Below are 17,850 nucleotides of genomic sequence, written 5' to 3' on the forward strand. Positions count from 1 at the left end.
TTCTGGATCGCTTCGCTTACGCTCGCGATGACGAAGAGAATGTAGCGCGCGGTTATTTCGTCGTCTCGACGCCGGCGTCCTTGATCACCTTGGCCCATTTCTGCGTCTCGGACGCGATGTAGGCGCGGAATTCGTCCGGCGTGTCGGGGGCGAGCGAAAGTCCCTGTTCGGCGAGCTTGGCCTTCACATTGGGATCGGCCATCGCCTCCCCCGCGACGCGGTTCAGCTTGTCGAGCGCCGCGCGCGGCATCGCCGCCGGTCCGATCATGCCGTACCAGTTCTCGATCAACAGGCCGGGCATGCCGACTTCGGCCGTGATCGGCACGTCGGGCGCAGTCGCGGCGCGCTCGCGTGCGCCGAGCGCGATGGGGCGCAACAGGCCCGCCTTGATGTGCGGCAGCAGCACCGGCAAATCGAGGAATGTCATCTGCACCTGCTGGCCGAGCAGGTCGTTCACCGCCGGCGCGGCGCCCCGATAGGGCACATGGACGACGTCGATCTTCGCGGTCAGCTTGAACAATTCGCCGGCGAGATGCGGCAGGCTGCCCGGGCCAGAGGAGGCGAAGTTCAGTTTTCCCGGCTCTGCCTTCGCAAGCCGGACCAGCTCGTCCATGGTCGTCACGGGCACGCTGGTGGCGACGACCAGCATCTCAGGCACGGTCGCGACCAGCGTGATCGGCGCGAGATCTTTCGCGGCATCATAGGCGACCTTCTCCATGGTCGGGCTGATGACGAGCGCGCTCGCGCTGACGATGCCGATGGTGTAGCCGTCCGGATTGGCTTTCGCGATCGCGTCGGTACCGAGCACGCCCGCTTGCCCGCCGCGATTGTCGATCACGATCGGCTGCTTGACGATCTCCGACATGCGCTGGCCGATCACACGCGCGATGATGTCGTTCGGGCCGCCCGGCGGAAACGGCACGATCAGCCGGATCGGTTTTGTGGGAAAATCCTGCGCTGCGGCGAACGCGGGCGGCAGCAGCATCGACAGCATCGTCAGCGCTTTGCCCAGACTCCGCATGCCGGCCTCCTTACCTGAGCCGTTTTTGCCTCATGGCGAGGAGGTGCTTGCGCCGTCTCGAATCATGATGGCTTGCCGAGGGCCTCACCCTTCGAGACGCGGCGCAGGCGCCGCCCCTCAGGATGAGGACAATAGCCTAGCTCGTCAGCAGCTTCATCGCCGCTTCATGCACCCGTGGGTCGCCCGCCGCGATGATCCGGCCGCCGCCCTGGGCGGGATTGCCTTCCCAGGTGGTGACGATGCCGCCGGCGCCGGTGACGATCGGGATCAGGGCCGCGATGTCGTAGGATTTCAGCTCGGTCTCGATCACGAGATCGAGGTGGCCGGCGGCCAGCATGCAGTAGGAATAGCAGTCGCCGCCATAGCGCGTCAGCCGCACCTGGCTTTCGACCCGGCCGAAGGCGGCGCGGTCGGCGGCGTTCATCAGCAGGGGACTCGTGGTGTAGGAAGTCGCCTCGGCAAGCGAGGCGCAGCGCCGCACGGTGAGCCGCCGTTCCCCCGAGGGTCCCCGGTAGTTGGCGACGCCATTGTCGCCGGAAAAGCGCTCACCGATATAGGGCTGGTGCATCATGCCGAACACCGGCATGCCCTTGTGCAACAGTCCGATCAGCGTGCCCCAGGTCGGAAAGCCGGCGATGAAGGATTTGGTGCCGTCGATCGGATCCAGCACCCAGACGTAGTCGGCGTCCTCGCGCTCATTGCCGAATTCCTCGCCGACGATGCCGTGTTGCGGGAACTGGGCCTTGATCAGCCGGCGCATCACGGCTTCGGCCGCGCGGTCGGCCTCGGTCACCGGATCGAAATCGTGGGTGGTCGCCTTGTTGTCGATCGAGAGCGAGGTGCGGAAGAAGGGCAGGATGGTCTCCCCCGAGGCGGTCGCCAGGCGGCCAATGAAGGCGGAGAAATCGATGACCGTCACGGTGATTCCCTGAACGGAGGAGGGGGCCTTCTTGCCTAACCCAAACCCGCGCGCCGCGCACCTTCCGAAAAGGCAGCTGCCCGATGGGCCGGCCGCCGTGAATCAGGCCGCTTGATCCGGCATGATCCCGCAGCCGCCTCTTGCTCGGCGTCGCGACAGGCGATAGCGCGGCGGACGTTAGAAGGCGAATCACGTGCCGGCGCGCTGGTATATTTTCCGACCACAGCCGCCATCACGAAATCGCGAGCTATTTCAGAGGCTTCGGAGCGGATGGGCTCGATTCGCCCTTATCGTTCTATAAAGCATTGATTTTGCTAAATAAAATATCAAGTCACCGAGGTGTTGCACGAACGCAAGCATCGCCAACTTAACGTGGGAAATGTTTGAAAAACTCTTGCACTTTGTGCAGCGCGGTCGCATATTGTTGCGGTGCGGTAGCGCCTCGCGCTATCGCTGCCCTCCTTGGGCGTTTCCTCCCTAGACTTGGGCCGCTTGTTCATTCAAGCGGCCCTTTTTTCTTGGGAGAGGCCAAATTTCTTGGAGAGGCTAGCTTCTTGAGAAGCCCGGGCACTGTCATTCCGGGCAAAGCGCAAGCCCGGAATGACAGGATCCCAGGTGGGGTGGCCCTGGCGGACCGGCCTGGAATGAATAAGAGAATGTCGGGATCGCGACTTTATTCCGCGGCCGCCTGGAAAGGTCCGAGATCGCCGAGCGGGACGGTGGCCAGCGCATCGGCCAGCGTCGCGAAATCGGCCGCCACCTGGGCGAAGCGCGGGCTCTTCTCGCGGCGCCGTTCGTCCATGTAGATCGCCCGGTTGAGCTCGAGCTGGATGGCATGCAGGCCGGAGGCCGGATTGCCGTAATGCTCGGTGATGAAGCCCCCGGCATAGGGCTTGTTGCGGCCGACCGAATAGCCGAGCTGGCTCATGGTTTCCTCGACCCGCTCGGGCAGCAGCGGCGCGCAACTCGTGCCGTAACGGTCGCCGATCACGATGTCGGGCCGCCGCGGCTCGTCGCGCGAGACCCCGACCGAGGGCATCGAATGGCAGTCCACCATGACCACGGTGCCGAACGCTTGGTGCACCTTGTTGATCAGCCGCCGCAGCGCCCGGTGGTAGGGCTTGTAGAGCGCTTCGATCCGCCGCAGCGCGTCTTCGACCGACAGGCGCTCGCGATAGATCTCCTGGCCGTCGCCGACCACACGCGGGATGGTGCCGAGCCCGCCGGCCACCCGCATCGATCGCGTGTTGGCAAAGCTCGGCAGGCGGCCGGCGAACATGCGCGGGTCGAGCTCATAGGGCTCGCGATTGACGTCGACATAGGAGCGCGGGAAATGAACCCGCACGACCGGAAAGCCGCGCGCGCTCAAACCTGCAATCAGCTCGTCCATGAAGGAATCTTCGGAGCGGCGCAGCGTCGCAAGATCGATCCGCGAGGCGGACAGGAAATCCTGCGGATAGACCGAGCCGGAGTGTGGCGAATTGAAGATGATCGGCGCCCGCCACGCAGCCGGCTCCACGATCTCGAATGGAGGCGATAGTTCGCCGTCGGGTCTCAAATCCGCCACGCTAGCGCCGTCCCACAATTCCGCTCTTTTCAGGCCCTGAAAGCGATTCGGCCGCAAAGACGGAGTTTTATCGACACGCATTGTCGGTAATCGCAGCCGTTCTGCCAAGCGAAAAAGTCTTACGGCCGATTGGAACGCTGCTTAACAATCGGCAAAGACTTAGCCCTGAAAGACTTAACCCTGAAAGACTTGGCCCTGAAAGACCTGGCCCCGAAAGACCTGGCCCTGAAACTCTTGGCCCCGAAAGACTTGGCCTTGATTGATGCAAGGGGCTGGTCCACAAATGGGCTTGAGACCGCCTGTCCGCGATGCCGGCCGCGCGCCTTTCACCCGAAATTTACCCTCTGTCGGGCTTAGTGTACGGACCGCTCCTCCTTCAGCCGGATTCGACGAACCGCCGCCATGCACAAGATTCTCCTCGCCGAAGACGACAACGACATGCGCCGCTTCCTGGTCAAGGCGCTGGAAAACGCCGGCTATCAGGTCTCGCCGCACGACAATGGCATGTCGGCCTATCAGAGGCTGCGCGAGGAGCCGTTCGAGATGCTGTTGACCGACATCGTGATGCCGGAAATGGACGGCATCGAGCTCGCGCGCCGCGCCTCGGAACTCGACCCCGACATCAAGATCATGTTCATCACCGGCTTTGCCGCCGTGGCGCTGAATTCGGATTCGGAAGCGCCGAAGAACGCCAAGGTGCTGTCGAAGCCGGTGCATCTGCGCGAGCTCGTCAGCGAAGTTAACAAGATGCTGGCCGCCTGAGGTCCCGCCGGCGGCCTGCCGGTTCGGGGCGAAAAGGCGCATCCGGAGCCAAAACGCCGGGTTGCCTGCCCGCGCCGGAGCCGATATACGGACCCCCGACCCACGAAATAAGCGTTTCGGGCACGTAGCTCAGCGGGAGAGCACTACCTTGACATGGTAGGGGTCACAGGTTCGATCCCTGTCGTGCCCACCATCCTTCGCTCGCGAAACGAGGCAGGATGCCGCGCCGGAGCCATTTGGCGGAGGCGGACTGGCGACCCATATCCTCGCTATCCTTATTCCTGTCGAGCGCGGGTATGGCCATGACGAAGGCTTTCAAGGTCGGCGACCACGTGAGCTGGAATTCGGAAGCCGGCAGGGTGCGCGGCACCATCATCCGCGTGCACACCAGCGACGTCGACTACAAGGGCTACGTCCACCACGCGAGCGCCGACGATCCGCAATACGAGATCAAGAGCGACAAGACCGACCACGTCGCGTTGCACCGCGGCCGCGTGCTGCGGCATCTGTCCACGTAGAGTGCGGAGCTGACATGGCTCATCCGTTCTTCACCATCGGCCATGGCACGCGCCCGCTCGACGAATTCGTCGCGCTGCTGGCAAGTGTCGAGGTCACGCTGGTCGCCGATGTCCGCACGGTGCCGCGCTCGCGCACCAACCCGCAGTATAACCGCGAGACATTGCCGGATGCGCTTGCGCCGTTCGGCATCAGCTACGAGCACATCGCCGCGCTCGGTGGTCTGCGCAGTCGCAAGCGCGAGGTCGATGCCGGCGTCAACGCGTTCTGGCAGAACGACAGCTTCCACAATTATGCCGACTACGCGATGGGCGCGGGCTTCCACGAAGGACTTTTCCATCTGCGCGCGCTCGGCCGCGATCGGCGCTGCGCCATCATGTGCGCGGAAACGCTGTGGTGGCGCTGTCACCGGCGCATCATCACCGACTATCTGCTGGCGGCGGGCGAAACCGTATTCCACGTGCTCGGGCCGGGCCATGTCGAGCCGGCTGTCATGAACGCGGCCGCGCGGCCGCAAGCCGGCGACGTGCTGGTCTATCCGGCGGCGGCCTGAGCGCGCGCAGCTTAGCGCTTCATGGTGCGGAAGGTGATGGAGTAACGGCGCGCCTCAACCGGCGGAATCGAATGCTCCCATACGCGCCGCGCCTCGCCATCCATCAGATAGAGCGAGCGCGGTTCGGCATCGAGCGTGAAACGCTGCCACTTTGCCCCGTCGCGGCGACGAAAGCGGAACCTGCACGGCGCGCCCAGCGAAAGCCCGAACACCTTGTCGAAATGCGGCTTGTCGCGATGCCAGCCGATGCCGGCGCCGATCTCGTATTCGGTGCAGAGAATTTGCCGCACGCTGTCGTCGGGCAGGCCGCCGAAATCCGCGACGCGGCGCGCGACCTCTTCGAGCCAGTCCGGGATCGGCTCGGCCTCCAGCATCCGCTGCAGCGTGTAGTCGTAGCGGAAGCCGAACGACTTCACCCGCCGCTTGCCCTCGAAGGCGCCGAACTGGAACGGCGCGAGCGGCAGTTCCGCGATGCGCGCGATCAGCTCTTTCTCTGCCGTCCGCGAAATGAAGTCCGGCGTGGTGCGCAGCCCCTGCGGAACCGGAGTCTGATCGTCAAATAACGCAAGCTGGGACATCGGCGGCGACATGCGCGAGAGGGATCAACACTGCCGATATGGGAATTTTCCGCGGGAATCACAGGGGAGAGCGCAGCTCACCGCGCCCTCCCGCAACCAGAGCATGATCCGGAAAAGTGTGTAGCGGTTTTCCCTCGCGACAAACGCGGAACGCGTTTGCGCGGAGATCATGCTCAATCAAGAACCTAAAGCGCGATGACGACTCAGCCTGATCTCATCGCGCTTTAGCCGGCGCTACCCGCAAGATGCCGGCCCGCGATGTAGCCGAAGGTCAGCGCGGGGCCGAGCGTGATGCCGGCGCCCGGATAGTTGCCGCCCATGATGCTCGCCATGTCGTTGCCTGCTGCGTAGAGCCCGGGAATCGGCTTGCCCTCGGCGTCGAGCGCCTGCGCGTTCTCGTTGGTCTGGATGCCGGCATAGGTGCCGAGATCGCCGATCACCATCTTGATCGCGTAGAACGGTCCGTCCTCGATCGGCGCGATGCAGGGGTTGGGACCATGCAGTGCGTCGCCCTGGTAGCGGTTGTACGCCCGCGAGCCCTTGCCGAAGAAGGGATCGCGGCCTTCCGCCGCCACGGCGTTGAACTCCGCGACCGTCGCCTCCAGCCCCTTCGCATCGATACCGGCGGCGGCCGCGAGTTCGGCCAATGACGCGCCGCGCTTCAGATACCCGGAGCGCAGGTGATGGCCGAGCGGCATCGGGAACGGCGGCACGCAGCCGAGCCCGTAGCGGCGCAAGGAGCGATGGTCGGTGATGAGGAAGGAGGCGATCTCCTCGCCGGGTCCTGCGGCCTTCATCATCTCCTGCACGAAGTCGTGGTAGGAATTGCCTTCATTGGCAAAGCGTCTGCCGTCGCGCATCACGGCGATGACGCCCGGTTTTGCCCGGTCGATGAAATGCGGCATCACGCCTGTCGAGCCGTCCTTGCGCGTCGTCTGCGACACCGGCACCCAGGCCGCCGCATTCGGCAGACGGTCCTCGATGCGGCCGCCGGCTGCTTCCGCGAGCCGCAAGCCGTCGCCGGTGTTGCCCGATGGCCCCGGCGAAAAATGCTCCTGTCCCGTCGGCGCATGCGGAAACATCTTCTTGCGCCGCTCGACGTCGTGCGGGAAGCCGCCGCAGGCGAGCACAACGCCGCGCCTGGCGTTAACGCGGATCGGGCGGCCGTCCTTCTCGACGACGGCGCCGCGCACCACACCATTCTCGACGATCAACTCGCGCACCGGCGAAGACAGCCACATCGGGATCTTGAGGTCGAAGGCCGATTTGGCGAGCCGGCCGGCCAGCGCATTGCCATTGGTCAGCGTCATGCCGCGGCCAAAGCGCAGCACGTCGCGGAAATGCCTGGACAGGCGCTTTGCGACATAGACCGCCGAGGTCAGCGATTTCGTCGCGCGCATGAAGTGGATGATCTCCTTGCCGCTTCCCAGCATCATCCCGAACACGGTGAGCTCGGGCAGGGGATTGCCGAGGTCCTTGATGGCGTCCCCGAGCTCGTGGCCGTCGAACGGCCGCGTCACCATCGAGCGGCCGCCCTGCGCGCCGCCGGGCGCTTCGGCGTGATAGTCGGGGAAGGTCAGGGGCATGTCGAAGCGCAGCGCGGTCTTCGTGGTGAAGAAATCGACTGCCTCGGGGCCAGCGGCGAGGAACGCATCGACCCGCGCGGCATCGAAATTGTTGCCGGCCTCGTGCCGCAGATAATTGCGCGCCTGCCCCTCGCTCTCCGCGATGCCCCAGTCGCGCGCGAGTTTCGTGCCCGGAATCCAGAGCCAGCCGCCCGAGCGCGCGGTGGTGCCGCCGAAGCGCGGCTCCTTCTCCACGATCAGGACGTTGAGCCCGCGATGGCCGGCGGTGACGGCCGCGGACATGCCGGCGCAGCCGGAGCCCGCGACCAGCACGTCGCATTCGTAGGTTTCTTCGTTGTCGGCCACGGGAACAATCCTACTTCTTGAGCAGCGGGCACTTGGATTCGGAGACCGGACGGTAGGCGTCCTCGCCCTTCACGGTCTTGACGATGGTGAGATAGTCCCACGGCTCCTTCGACTCCGAGGGCTTCTTCACCTTGGCGAGATACATGTCGCGGATGACGCGGCCGTCCTCGCGCAGCTTGCCGCCATGCACGAAGGCGTCCTCGATCGGCAGCTCGCGCATCTTCGCCATCACCGCTTTCGGATCGTCGCTGCCGGCGGCCTGGATCGCTTTCAGATAATGCAGCACCGAGCCGTAGACGCCGGTGTGGATCATGGTCGGCATCACGCCAGTCCGGGCGAAGAACTTCTTCGACCAGGCGCGGGTCTTGTCATCCATGTTCCAGTAGGACGCCGTGGTCATGTAGGTGCCTTGGGCGGCCTCGAGCCCGATCGCGTGCACGTCGGTGTCGAACATCAACAGCCCGACGAGTTTCTGGCCGCCCTTGACGAGCCCGAACTCGCCGGACTGCTTGATCGCGTTGTCGGTGTCCTGCCCGGCATTGGCAAAGGCGACGACATCGGCCTTCGAGCTCTGCGCCTGCAGCGCGAAGGAGGAGAAGTCCGCGGTGTTGGTCGGATGGCGCACGCCGCCGAGCACGGTGCCGCCGAGTTCCTTGACGAAGCGCGTGGCATCCTTCTCGAGCTGCTGGCCGAAGGCGTAGTCGGCGGTGATGAAGAACCAGGACTTGCCGCCCTCGGCGATCACGGCCGACGCCGTCACCTTCGACAGCGCATAGGTGTCATAGGCGAAGTGCACGGTGTTGGGGCTGCACAATTCGTCAGTCAGGGAACTCGCGCCGGGACCCGACAGCAGCGCGATCTTGTTGCGCTCCTTCACCATGTTGTGCACGGCGATCGCGATGCCGGAGTTCGGGATGTCGACGACGGCGTCGACCTTGCCGTTGTCGAACCAGTCGCGCACGATCTGGGTGCCGACATCGGTCTTCATCTGGTGATCGGCGCTGATGATCTGGATCGGCTTGCCGAGCACGGCCGGCCCGAATTCCTCGACCGCCATCTTTGCCGCCTCGACCGAGCCGGGCCCGCTGTTGTCACGCCCCCAGCTCGACAGGTCGGTCAATACGCCGATGCGCACCGCGTCGTCGGAGATTTGCGCGGATGCCCCCGATACCGTCACGGCAAGAATGGCGCAGGCCAGGGCGTAAGCTCTCACGATCGTTCCTCCGTTTGATTTTATTGTTTGGCCATTGTGGCTTCCGTTCTTGTGACGGCGATGTCTGCGATGGTCAAGGGAGATGCGCGAGGCCTCTTGCAGCGGCACGGCGGAACAGGCAGTAAGTCCGCAACGGAACGCCGGAGCGGCGGCCGACGGCGCCTCGCCTTCATGCAGACTTCATCCTCATGCAGATATGGCTTCGCATACGATCCGCCTTGGCCGGGCTCGTCGGGCTGGTCCTGGCGCTTGCAGCCCTCAACAAATATGACCCCTATCTGATCCCGTTGCGCGGTACGGGGAACGCCGTCATCGTCGTCGCAAGCCTTCTGGTCGTGGCACTGCTGATCAGGCGGGGCGTCTGGCGCCGCGGCCTCGGTGGACGGCTGCTGCTTCTCGTGTGGATCCTGCCGTCCGTGGCGATGCTTTTGGCCACGACGTCGTATGAGCTCGGCAAGCGGCGCGTGTTGAGCGCACAGCCTTCGCGCGCGCAAATCCTGGGACGGCATTTCGTGGTCGGCTACACTTCCTTCGGCGAGGTTGCGCGCCTGGCGGAACAGGGGCTGATCGCCGGCGTCTATGTCACCAGGCACAATATCGCGGCCGCGGGCGGAACTGCCGAGGGGCTGCGGTCGGAGATCGCAGCGCTGCAGCAGCGGCGACGCAGCGCCGGCCTGCCGCCGCTCGTCGTCGCCGTCGACCAGGAAGGCGGCATCGTCTCGCATCTTGCGCCGCCGCTGAGCGCGCTGCCGGCGTTGTCGACGCTGGCAGGCCTGCCGGCGGACGCTCGCGCGCAGAAGGCCGAGGAGCTCGGACGCACCCACGGCCGCGAGCTGGCGTCGATCGGCATCACCCAGAACTTCGCGCCGGTCGTCGATCTCAAGCCGGATGCGGAACACAACCCGCTCGATTTCAATACGCTGATCGGCGAGCGGGCGATTTCAGACGATCCGGCCGTCGTCAGCGACGTCGCGGCTGCCTATGTCGGCGGTCTCGAAGCGTCCGGTGTCACCGCGACCGTCAAGCATTTTCCGGGCCTCGGGCGGCTGCGCTCCGATACGCACCATTTCACGGCCCATCTCGATACCCCGCGCGAGGTGCTCGACGTCTCCGACTGGCGTCCCTTCAAGGATTTGCTCAAAGGCACAAGAGCCCAGTTGATGATCGGGCACGTCAATCTGGCCGCGATCGATCCCGACCGTCCTGCATCGCATTCCAGGCGCGTGGTTGACGGCCTGATCCGCAAGCAGTGGAATTATCAGGGCGTCATCATCACCGACGATCTGGTGATGGGGGCAGTCTACCACAACGATATCTGCACGGCGGTCATCGAAGCCTTTGGCGCAGGCGTGGATCTGCTGCTGGTTGCCTATGACGGCGCCACGCAATTCTATCCCATCTTTACCTGCGCGCTGGATGCCGCGGAGGCCGGAAAGCTCGATCTCGCGGCCTTGCGCGAGAGCGAGGCGCGGCTGGCCTCTCGAACGCGACCATAGGCCAGAACGAGAAAACCTCAGCGCGCGGGCGCGCGCTGAGGTTCCGGATGGCCGCCGGCCTTCAATTCCGCCGGCCTTCAATTCCGAGGGACGGCCGTGTCAGATCGCAATCGGGATCGATCGACCACACTCCATCAACCGCACACCTGAACCGGCTGGTGGCGCCAGCCATGCGTGGTGTGAACGCGCCGCTGGACGACATAGCAACTTCCGTCGTCGTAATATGAATCCGCGTACGGCGTGTCGTAGGCATAATCGTCGTAATAGTCATACGGATAGTAGCCGTAGCCGTACCCGAAGCGGTGGCGGAAGCCGTGATCGTGGAATCCGCGGCCGGCAAAGCCGCGGCCATCGTGGAACCCACCGGCGAAATGCCCGCCGCCGAAGCCGCCGGGACGCAAGCCTCCAGCGGCTACGCCGCCACCATGGAAGCCGCCGCCAAAACCTCCACCATGGAAGCCTCCACCGCCAAAACCTCCACCGCCAAGGCCGCCACCGTGGAAACCACCACCTCCACCGCCGCCAAAGCCACCGCCGCCATGGCCGCCACCACCTCCGCCACCACCACCACCGCCACCCCGCGCCAACGCCATCGTCGGCGCGACCAGGGCAATGGACGCAACGGCCAACAAGCCGATCACTGTCTTGCGCAACATAACGAGTCTCCAGAGATACGCTCCCAACCACGATCGCTGCGCAGATGGCGATCGATCGGCGCAGCCGCCAGCGTTCTCGCCAACACCTTTCCTCAACTCGTCGCGACCCAGATTAAATTTCAATTTAATGCGCGCGGGTGCGCGCAGCGCACGGGTTCGTCGCAGATCTCGGGAGATTCAAATTCTCGGCACACAGCGCCGCGTGCGGACGGGAATGTGCAGTTCCGATAGAGTTGGGGACTGCGGAACGTTCGGGGAAGTTTTTCGAAAGCGGCTCGCCGGACGCGATATCGATGCTATAAGGCTTCGGTTCTGAACGGTAGGGGAAGCGGATGTCGAAGCAGGCGATGCGGGAAGAGGCGGAGCGCCTGATCCGCGAGACCATGGCGCGCAAGGCTCTCGTCGTAAAGGAGGGCAACACCAGGATCGAGGCGATCTGCGGCAAATGCGGCGCGCCTAACCGCCTCTCGGCGGAACGAGGTGCGACGCGGGTAAAGTTCGTCTGCAAGAATTGCGGGCACAAGCAGGAGACGCTGTGAAGCCGAACGCTGGCTATTTCCCCTTCGCGAACGCCGCGAAGGCTCCCGCATAGTCCGGATGCCAGCGCGACAGCGGCGGGCGGTTCTCGACGATGTCGCCGGCCGCCCACAGGATTCGCCGCTCGTCGAGCGCGCGCGGCACGTCGTTGTCCGGACACAGGATGTAGAAGTCTCCCGCGTCGAGCCGCTCGATCATGAAGTCGACGGTCTGTTCCGGCGTCCAGGCCGCGGCCGGCTTCTCGGTGCGGCCGTGGGACGTCAGCGCGGTGAAGACGAAACCCGGGGTCAAGAGATGCGCGCTGATCCTGCAGGTGGGCGTATTCCGCAGCTCGTGCTGTAGCGCCTCGGTGAAGGCTTTCACGCCTGCCTTCGACACATTGTAGGCGGGATCGCCGGGCGGCGTGGTGATGCCCTGCTTGGAGCCGGTATTGATGATGAGGCCGGCCCGGCCGCGCTCGATCATGCGCGGCGCAAAGGCCTGCGTGCCGTTGATCACGCCCCACAGGTTGACGCCGAGGATGCGCTGCCAATTCTCCGGAGGGCCGAACATCTTGCTGCCGGGCTGGATGCCGGCATTGTTCATCAGGATGTCGGTGCCGCCGAACCGCTTTTGCACCGCTTGCTCCAGCGCCGCGATCTGGTCGGGATGGCTGACATCGACCTCGGCGGTCATGATGGATGCCGCGCCGCCGGCCGCGGCCAATCGCGCCTCCGCCGCCTTCAGCCGCTCGGCGCCGAGATCGGCGATGACTACCTTCATGCCGAGTTGCGCAAAGCGCATCGCGGCCGCAAGCCCGATGCCGGAGGCGCCCCCGGTGATCACGGCGACATGGTCTTTTGACATCGCTGGATGAGGCATCGCGTTTCTCCTTGAATGGCTGGCCGTCGCCGGATGGCGGCAGTTGGCAAATCGTGGTTCTGGCGGGCGAGCACCACGCACGAAGGCGCATGGGAGCTCTTCGTGCGCCGCGCTCGAACCACTCATGCGTTGGCTTTACCGCCTTCCGCCATGGCGGTAGACTTCAGGCGATAACGATCCCCCCCCAAAAGCTGCAAAAAGCCGATCAAGTTTCAGGGAGTGCAGACATGGCTGTGTCACAGGCGATTCCGATCACGCGCCATCCCTTCGCAGATGGTTCCTACAAGAAGATGCTGATCGACGGCCAATGGGTCGATGCCGCCTCCGGCAAGAAATTCGAGACGCGGAACCCGGCGACCGGCGAGCTGCTCGCGACCGTTGCCGAAGGCGATGCCGAGGACATCAACCGCGCGGTGGCCGCGGCGCGCCGCGCCTTCGAGGGGCCCTGGAGCAAGGTCAAGCCGTTCGAGCGGCAGAACATCCTGCTCCGCCTCGCCGACCTCGTCGAAAAGCATTTCGAGGAGCTCGCCCAGCTCGACACCGTCGACATGGGCGCGCCGATCAGCCGGACCCGCGGCAACCGGCTGCGCGTGCTCGGCATGCTGCGCTACTACGCGGGCCAGACGACCGCGATCCATGGCGAAACAATCGAGAACTCGCTGCCCGGCGAGATCTTCTCCTACACGCTGAAGGAGCCGATCGGCGTGGTCGGCGCGATCATTCCGTGGAACGGGCCGCTCGCCGCCACCATCTGGAAGATCGGGCCCGCGATCGCGACCGGCTGCGCCGTGGTGCTGAAGCCCGCCGAGGAAGCGCCGCTCACCTCGCTCAGGATCGCGGAGCTCGCGATGGAGGCCGGCGTGCCGGCGGGCGTCGTCAATGTGGTGCCCGGCTATGGCGAGACCGCGGGTGCCGCGCTCGCCGCCCATCCCGACGTCGACAAGGTGGCGTTCACCGGCTCGCATGTCACGGGGCAATCGATCATCCGCGCCTCGGCCGGCAACCTCAAGCGCGTCTCGCTCGAGCTCGGCGGCAAGTCACCGGACATCGTGTTTGCCGATGCCGATCTCGATGCGGCGGTGCCGGGCGCGGCGATGGCCGTGTTCGCCAACTCCGGCCAGATCTGCAGCGCGGGCACCCGGCTGTTCGTCGAGAGCAGGATCTATGACGAGTTCGTCGGCCGCGTCGCCGAGTTCGGCAAGAAGCTGCAGGTCGGCAACGGCCTCGATCCGAACACGCAAATTGGTCCGCTGGTTTCCGAGCAGCAGATGGAGCGCGTTTCGGGCTATCTCTCGATCGGCCAGAAGGAGGGCGCGAAAGCGCTCGCCGGCGGCGGGCGCATCACCGAAGGACCGCTCGCCAAGGGCTATTTCGTCCAGCCGACCGTGTTCGCCAACGTGCAGGACACCATGCGCATCGCGCAGGAGGAGATCTTCGGGCCGGTGATCTCGGCGATCTCCTTCAAGGATACCGACGAGCTGATCAAGCGCGCCAACGCCACCATGTTCGGCCTCGGCTCGGGCGTGTGGACCACCAACGTCTCGCGCGCGCATCACGTGGCCAAGGCGCTGCGCGCGGGCTCGGTCTGGGTCAACTGCTACCAGGCGATGGACCCGGCGGTGCCGTTCGGCGGCTACAAGATGAGCGGCTACGGCCGCGAAAGCGGCAAGCAGCACGTCGAGGAATATCTCAACGTCAAGGCGGTCTGGGTGAAGACGGGTTAGGGGGCCGGCTGGAGCTTCACCTCTCCCCGCTTGCGGGGAGAGGTCGTCGCGCTCTTGCGCGGCGGGTGAAGGGGATTCTCCACGCGCTGTGCTCTTGAAAAGAGCCCCTCACCCCGCCCCTCTCCCCGTAAGCACGGGGAGAGGGAGAAGTGCGTCAATCGGAGTGGCAGTTTCTTGCGGACTGCCACTCCTTCTTTGTGATGATCACTTTCTGAATTCGGGGCAGGCATGAATTTTCCGTCGCTGTTTTCACCGCTGGATGCGGGTCCCTGTCATCTGAAGCATCGCGTCGTGATGGCGCCGTTGACGCGGATGCGCGCGGCCAGGCCCTCGCTGGCGCCGCGGCCGTTGAACGCGCAATACTACACGCAGCGCGCGACGCCCGGCGGCCTCTTGATCGCCGAAGCCTCGCCCGTGGTCGCGAGCGGCTTCGGCAATCCCGGCGTGCCCGGCATCTGGTCGGAGGCGCAGGTTGCGGGTTGGCGGGCGGTGGTCGACGCGGTCCACGCCAGGGGCGGGTTTATCTTCCTCCAGCTCTGGCATGTCGGGCGCGTCTCGCATTCCTCGTTCCAGCCCGGCGGCGCGCTGCCGGTCGCGCCGTCCGCGGTCGCGATCTCGACCGACTTCAAGGCGATGACATCGGACGGCAAGGTCGCGGCCTACGAGACGCCGCGGGCGCTGGAGACGGCCGAGATCGCCGGCATCATCGAGAATTTCCGGACGGCCGCGCGCAACGCGATGGACGCGGGCTTCGACGGCGTCGAGATCCACGGCGCCAACGGTTACCTGCTCGAGCAGTTCCTGCAATCGCGCAGCAACCGCCGCACCGACCGCTATGGCGGCGGAATCGAGAACCGCGCCCGGCTGCTGCTGGAAGTGACGCAGGCCGCGATCGATGTGTGGGGCGCCAATCGCGTCGGCGTGCGGCTGTCGCCCTATGGCATCGCCAATGATTCCGGCGAGGCCGACCCGATGCCGCTCTATACCCATGTCGTCGAGCGGCTCAACCCGCTGGGCCTTGCCTATCTGCATGTGATCGAGCCGCGCTCGAGCGGCGCCGGGCGCGCCGAGGTCAACTGGCAGAACGTGCCGTCGGCGATGATGCTGTTCCGCCCGATCTGGAAAGGCGTGCTGATCGCGGCCGGCGGCTTCACCGGCGAGGCGGCGAACGAAGCGATCGCCGCAGGCCATGCCGATGCGGTCGCCTTCGGGCGCATCTTCATCGCCAATCCCGACCTGCCGCGGCGCCTGCAGCGCGGCTGGCCGCTCAACCCGTACAACCGCGCCACCTTCTATGGCGGCGAGGAGGCGGGCTATACCGACTATCCCTTCTACGACGAGATGGCCCCGGCCTGAGCCGACGCGCGCGGGCTCGTGGTTTTCGCGCGCGCGGACATGGTCTGCGCCGGGCGTAGGAGCGCGCCGTCGGGCGCCGCGCCGCCCAGTCGCGCCACTGTTGCCAGCATCTCGGCGATGATGTGCTGTTCCGCCGGCGACAGGGTGTGGTCGCGCCGGGTCAAGAGATAACGACGAGGCAGCGGGGGCATTTGGCAGGAGCTGGCATGAGCGAAAATGGGCAGGAAATCGCCATCATCATCGAATTCGAGGTCGCGACCGAGAACAGGGGCCCGTTTCTCTCGCGCCTGCACGAGAACTGCCAGGAAACCCTGCGGGACGACGGCTGCCTGCGCATGGAGGTGTCGGAGCCGATCGGCGGCGACGGCCGCACTTTTTTTCTCACCGAACGCTGGCGCGATCAGGCCGCTATCGATAAACATCGCGCCAAGCCGGGGCACGACGCCTCGCATGCGCGCATCGACGCGCTGCTTGCGCGCAAGCGCGTGGCGAATGCCACGTCGTGAGCGGCTGAACAGACGGCGCTAGCCGCAAGTGCAATGACGGAAGGTGAAGGAGTTGAAAGATGATCGAGCGTTTTGAACCCAGCCAGATTCTCCACGAGGTGGTGAAGCACAACGGCACGCTTTATCTGGCGGGGTGCGTGTCGGAGGATCTGAAGCTCGACATGGAGGGACAGGCGCGCAACGTCTTCGCCCAGATCGACCAGCTTTTGACGCGCCATGGTTCCGACAAGCATCACGTGCTGTCGGCGACGATCTTCGTCACCGATCTCAACCAGAAGCCGGCGATGAACAAGGCCTGGCGCGACTGGCTGCCGGAGAAGGCGCTGCCGGCCCGTGCCACCATCGGCATCAACGATCTCGGTCCGGGCGTCCTGATCGAGGTGGTGGTGACCGCCGCGGTGCGGTGAACGTGTTGTCGTTCCGGTTCGCGTTGAAAGCGCGAACCCCGGATGCGCGGCCGCGCATCGGGCAACCTCGAGATTCCCTGGAGCGCAATTGCGCACCAGGGTTCGATGCCGGCGCATCGCACCGGACTGACGCGTAAGCTGATCTCAGGAGGCCAAGCGCACATGGCAAAGCCAGCCACCGCAGCCGGCGTCGCCAGCGGCCAGTGCCTGTGCGGCACGGTGCGTTTCGAGATCGACGTGCCGGCGCGCTGGGCCTGGCACGATCATTCCGCAGCAAGCCGCCGCGCCCATGGCGCGGCCTACGCCACCTATGTCGGAAGCTGGCGCAAGCGCTTCCGCGTCACGGCCGGCGCGGACGCGATCGCGCGCTATGAGGACGCGGCGACGAAAACGGCGCGCAGCTTCTGCACGGCCTGCGGCACGCCGCTGATCTATGAGCGCGCGCGTTCGGCGCACATGGTCAACATCCCCCGTGCGCTGTTCAATGGCCGCACCGGGCGCCAGCCGCTCTATCACATCGCGATCGAGGAGCTGCAGGAATGGGCCTATACCGGTGCGCCGCTGGTGCCGCTGAAGGGCTATCCCGGCGTGGTCTGGCAGCGCTCGAAAAAGAAGACGCGGCCGGACCGCGAGGGGATGTTTTGAAAGCTTGGGGTGAGCTGATCTGTGGGCCGCAAACGCCGCTGCGCTCCCTCTCCCTTTGGGAGAGGGGTGGGGTGAGGGGTTACGGTCCATCGATGCGGCGATCCCCCTCACCCGGATCGCATCCGGTGATGCGATCCCACCTCTCCCCGCTGGGGAGAGGTGTCGAGTCCGTGGACAACGGCTTGAGCCATCCAACTATGCCTTCCGCTTCTTGCGTGACACCTTTTTTTGTTCCTTTTTCGCGGCCCGCGGCGCGCGCTTCCTCGCCGCCTTGCCCTTCAGCGTCGCGGTGAAATCAACCCCGCGCGTGAGCCATTTCTTTAAGGCGGCCTCGCTCCGGTAGCCGTCCGGCGCCACGCGCACATATCCCTTCATGACGCGGTCGCGCATTTCCATCGGCTCGGTGTGTGGCTCCTGCAGCATCTTTTCATGCGCGTCCGGCCCGACCCGCACCAGCAGGCCGCCGCGGCCGGAGACCGCGCAGCACATGTTGCCGTTCAGCATGAAGCAGACGCCGCCCATCAGCGGCTTCTCGGTCAACGCTTTTCGGCCGGCGAGCTGCTTTCGCACCCGCTCCGCAGTCTTCTCGTCATAGGCCATCA

General features: G+C 65.3%; 19 protein-coding genes and 1 tRNA gene. 12 read left to right on the forward strand and 8 right to left on the reverse strand.

Going from position 1 to position 17,850, the window contains the following annotated elements:
• Positions 1 to 52 precede the first annotated feature (52 nt).
• The 3 genes from QOU61_RS06595 to QOU61_RS06605 all read right to left on the reverse strand — a co-directional run bounded on the left by QOU61_RS06595 (position 53) and on the right by QOU61_RS06605 (position 3,507).
• Positions 53 to 1,021: a Bug family tripartite tricarboxylate transporter substrate binding protein gene (locus QOU61_RS06595; RefSeq protein WP_289657310.1), complete on the reverse strand. Its 969-nt coding sequence runs from the start codon at positions 1,019 to 1,021 to the stop codon at positions 53 to 55.
• Between the two features lie 136 nt (positions 1,022 to 1,157).
• Positions 1,158 to 1,940, reverse strand: coding sequence for a histidinol-phosphatase (gene hisN / locus QOU61_RS06600; RefSeq protein WP_289657311.1), 783 nt, complete (start codon positions 1,938 to 1,940; stop codon positions 1,158 to 1,160).
• Positions 1,941 to 2,613: 673 nt separating this feature from the next.
• On the reverse strand, positions 2,614 to 3,507 hold the full coding sequence (locus QOU61_RS06605) for an N-formylglutamate amidohydrolase (protein WP_289657312.1): 894 nt from the start codon (positions 3,505 to 3,507) through the stop codon (positions 2,614 to 2,616).
• Positions 3,508 to 3,909: 402 nt separating this feature from the next.
• On the opposite strand from QOU61_RS06605, the gene cpdR reads away from it, so the two are divergent.
• From cpdR to QOU61_RS06625, 4 genes are all read left to right on the forward strand, one after another.
• Complete coding sequence (cpdR, locus tag QOU61_RS06610) at positions 3,910 to 4,269, forward strand: cell cycle two-component system response regulator CpdR (protein ID WP_289657313.1); 360 nt, start codon at positions 3,910 to 3,912, stop codon at positions 4,267 to 4,269.
• Between the two features lie 118 nt (positions 4,270 to 4,387).
• Positions 4,388 to 4,462: transfer RNA gene (locus tag QOU61_RS06615), tRNA-Val, on the forward strand.
• Between the two features lie 109 nt (positions 4,463 to 4,571).
• Positions 4,572 to 4,787, forward strand: a complete 216-nt coding sequence (locus QOU61_RS06620; protein WP_289657314.1) for a hypervirulence associated TUDOR domain-containing protein — start codon at positions 4,572 to 4,574, stop codon at positions 4,785 to 4,787.
• A 14-nt stretch (positions 4,788 to 4,801) separates the two neighbouring features.
• On the forward strand, positions 4,802 to 5,338 hold the full coding sequence (locus tag QOU61_RS06625) for a DUF488 domain-containing protein (protein WP_289657315.1): 537 nt from the start codon (positions 4,802 to 4,804) through the stop codon (positions 5,336 to 5,338).
• An 11-nt stretch (positions 5,339 to 5,349) separates the two neighbouring features.
• Here QOU61_RS06625 and QOU61_RS06630 read toward each other — a convergent pair whose 3' ends face one another.
• The 3 genes from QOU61_RS06630 to QOU61_RS06640 all read right to left on the reverse strand — a co-directional run bounded on the left by QOU61_RS06630 (position 5,350) and on the right by QOU61_RS06640 (position 9,060).
• Positions 5,350 to 5,916 carry an alpha-ketoglutarate-dependent dioxygenase AlkB gene (locus tag QOU61_RS06630; protein WP_289657316.1) on the reverse strand — a complete coding sequence of 189 codons (567 nt, stop codon included), beginning with the start codon at positions 5,914 to 5,916 and terminating at the stop codon, positions 5,350 to 5,352.
• A gap of 224 nt (positions 5,917 to 6,140) precedes the next feature.
• A complete protein-coding gene (locus tag QOU61_RS06635) occupies positions 6,141 to 7,784 on the reverse strand; it encodes an FAD-dependent oxidoreductase (RefSeq protein WP_289661330.1) in 1,644 nt (547 codons plus the stop codon).
• Positions 7,785 to 7,857: 73 nt separating this feature from the next.
• Positions 7,858 to 9,060, reverse strand: a complete 1,203-nt coding sequence (locus QOU61_RS06640) for an ABC transporter substrate-binding protein (protein WP_289657317.1) — start codon at positions 9,058 to 9,060, stop codon at positions 7,858 to 7,860.
• Positions 9,061 to 9,278: 218 nt separating this feature from the next.
• Between QOU61_RS06640 and QOU61_RS06645 the strand changes: the two genes are divergently transcribed.
• The 3 genes from QOU61_RS06645 to QOU61_RS06655 all read left to right on the forward strand — a co-directional run bounded on the left by QOU61_RS06645 (position 9,279) and on the right by QOU61_RS06655 (position 11,751).
• Entirely contained in the window at positions 9,279 to 10,556 is a 1,278-nt protein-coding gene (locus QOU61_RS06645; RefSeq protein WP_354142515.1) for a glycoside hydrolase family 3 N-terminal domain-containing protein, read from the forward strand.
• Between the two features lie 314 nt (positions 10,557 to 10,870).
• Positions 10,871 to 11,443, forward strand: a complete 573-nt coding sequence (locus QOU61_RS06650; protein WP_289657319.1) for a hypothetical protein — start codon at positions 10,871 to 10,873, stop codon at positions 11,441 to 11,443.
• 101 nt (positions 11,444 to 11,544) lie between these two features.
• On the forward strand, positions 11,545 to 11,751 hold the full coding sequence (locus QOU61_RS06655) for a zinc ribbon domain-containing protein (RefSeq protein WP_289657320.1): 207 nt from the start codon (positions 11,545 to 11,547) through the stop codon (positions 11,749 to 11,751).
• Between the two features lie 13 nt (positions 11,752 to 11,764).
• On the opposite strand, the gene QOU61_RS06660 is transcribed toward QOU61_RS06655, so the two are convergent.
• Positions 11,765 to 12,610 (reverse strand): SDR family NAD(P)-dependent oxidoreductase, encoded by an 846-nt coding sequence (locus QOU61_RS06660; RefSeq protein WP_289657321.1) that lies wholly within the window; start codon positions 12,608 to 12,610, stop codon positions 11,765 to 11,767.
• A gap of 227 nt (positions 12,611 to 12,837) precedes the next feature.
• Between QOU61_RS06660 and QOU61_RS06665 the strand changes: the two genes are divergently transcribed.
• The 5 genes from QOU61_RS06665 to QOU61_RS06685 all read left to right on the forward strand — a co-directional run bounded on the left by QOU61_RS06665 (position 12,838) and on the right by QOU61_RS06685 (position 17,248).
• Complete coding sequence (locus tag QOU61_RS06665) at positions 12,838 to 14,334, forward strand: aldehyde dehydrogenase family protein (RefSeq protein ID WP_289657322.1); 1,497 nt, start codon at positions 12,838 to 12,840, stop codon at positions 14,332 to 14,334.
• Between the two features lie 228 nt (positions 14,335 to 14,562).
• Positions 14,563 to 15,690, forward strand: coding sequence for an alkene reductase (locus tag QOU61_RS06670; protein WP_289657323.1), 1,128 nt, complete (start codon positions 14,563 to 14,565; stop codon positions 15,688 to 15,690).
• Positions 15,691 to 15,812: 122 nt separating this feature from the next.
• Entirely contained in the window at positions 15,813 to 16,196 is a 384-nt protein-coding gene (locus QOU61_RS06675) for a putative quinol monooxygenase (RefSeq protein ID WP_289657324.1), read from the forward strand.
• Between the two features lie 59 nt (positions 16,197 to 16,255).
• A complete protein-coding gene (locus QOU61_RS06680) occupies positions 16,256 to 16,603 on the forward strand; it encodes a RidA family protein (RefSeq protein ID WP_289657325.1) in 348 nt (115 codons plus the stop codon).
• Between the two features lie 162 nt (positions 16,604 to 16,765).
• The gene (locus QOU61_RS06685) at positions 16,766 to 17,248 is read left to right on the forward strand and encodes a GFA family protein (RefSeq protein ID WP_289657326.1); all 483 of its coding nucleotides are present in this window, start codon (positions 16,766 to 16,768) and stop codon (positions 17,246 to 17,248) included.
• A gap of 195 nt (positions 17,249 to 17,443) precedes the next feature.
• Here QOU61_RS06685 and QOU61_RS06690 read toward each other — a convergent pair whose 3' ends face one another.
• Complete coding sequence (locus tag QOU61_RS06690) at positions 17,444 to 17,848, reverse strand: TfoX/Sxy family protein (RefSeq protein WP_289657327.1); 405 nt, start codon at positions 17,846 to 17,848, stop codon at positions 17,444 to 17,446.
• Positions 17,849 to 17,850: the final 2 nt, after the last annotated feature.

Origin of the sequence: Bradyrhizobium sp. NP1, from assembly GCF_030378205.1 — a bacterium.
Lineage (GTDB): Bacteria > Pseudomonadota > Alphaproteobacteria > Rhizobiales > Xanthobacteraceae > Bradyrhizobium.

What these genes read in the sequence shown, in the direction of transcription:
- QOU61_RS06595 (WP_289657310.1), bottom strand. Translation starts at nt 1,021, where the DNA reads ATGCGGAGTCTGGGCAAAGCGCTGACGATGCTGTCGATGCTGCTGCCG.
- cpdR (WP_289657313.1), top strand. Translation starts at nt 3,910, where the DNA reads ATGCACAAGATTCTCCTCGCCGAAGACGACAACGACATGCGCCGCTTC.
- QOU61_RS06620 (WP_289657314.1), top strand. Translation starts at nt 4,572, where the DNA reads ATGACGAAGGCTTTCAAGGTCGGCGACCACGTGAGCTGGAATTCGGAA.
- QOU61_RS06625 (WP_289657315.1), top strand. Translation starts at nt 4,802, where the DNA reads ATGGCTCATCCGTTCTTCACCATCGGCCATGGCACGCGCCCGCTCGAC.
- QOU61_RS06630 (WP_289657316.1), bottom strand. Translation starts at nt 5,916, where the DNA reads ATGTCCCAGCTTGCGTTATTTGACGATCAGACTCCGGTTCCGCAGGGG.
- QOU61_RS06635 (WP_289661330.1), bottom strand. Translation starts at nt 7,784, where the DNA reads ATGTCCGCGGCCGTCACCGCCGGCCATCGCGGGCTCAACGTCCTGATC.
- QOU61_RS06655 (WP_289657320.1), top strand. Translation starts at nt 11,545, where the DNA reads ATGTCGAAGCAGGCGATGCGGGAAGAGGCGGAGCGCCTGATCCGCGAG.
- QOU61_RS06660 (WP_289657321.1), bottom strand. Translation starts at nt 12,610, where the DNA reads ATGCCTCATCCAGCGATGTCAAAAGACCATGTCGCCGTGATCACCGGG.
- QOU61_RS06665 (WP_289657322.1), top strand. Translation starts at nt 12,838, where the DNA reads ATGGCTGTGTCACAGGCGATTCCGATCACGCGCCATCCCTTCGCAGAT.
- QOU61_RS06670 (WP_289657323.1), top strand. Translation starts at nt 14,563, where the DNA reads ATGAATTTTCCGTCGCTGTTTTCACCGCTGGATGCGGGTCCCTGTCAT.
- QOU61_RS06680 (WP_289657325.1), top strand. Translation starts at nt 16,256, where the DNA reads ATGATCGAGCGTTTTGAACCCAGCCAGATTCTCCACGAGGTGGTGAAG.
- QOU61_RS06685 (WP_289657326.1), top strand. Translation starts at nt 16,766, where the DNA reads ATGGCAAAGCCAGCCACCGCAGCCGGCGTCGCCAGCGGCCAGTGCCTG.
- QOU61_RS06690 (WP_289657327.1), bottom strand. Translation starts at nt 17,848, where the DNA reads ATGGCCTATGACGAGAAGACTGCGGAGCGGGTGCGAAAGCAGCTCGCC.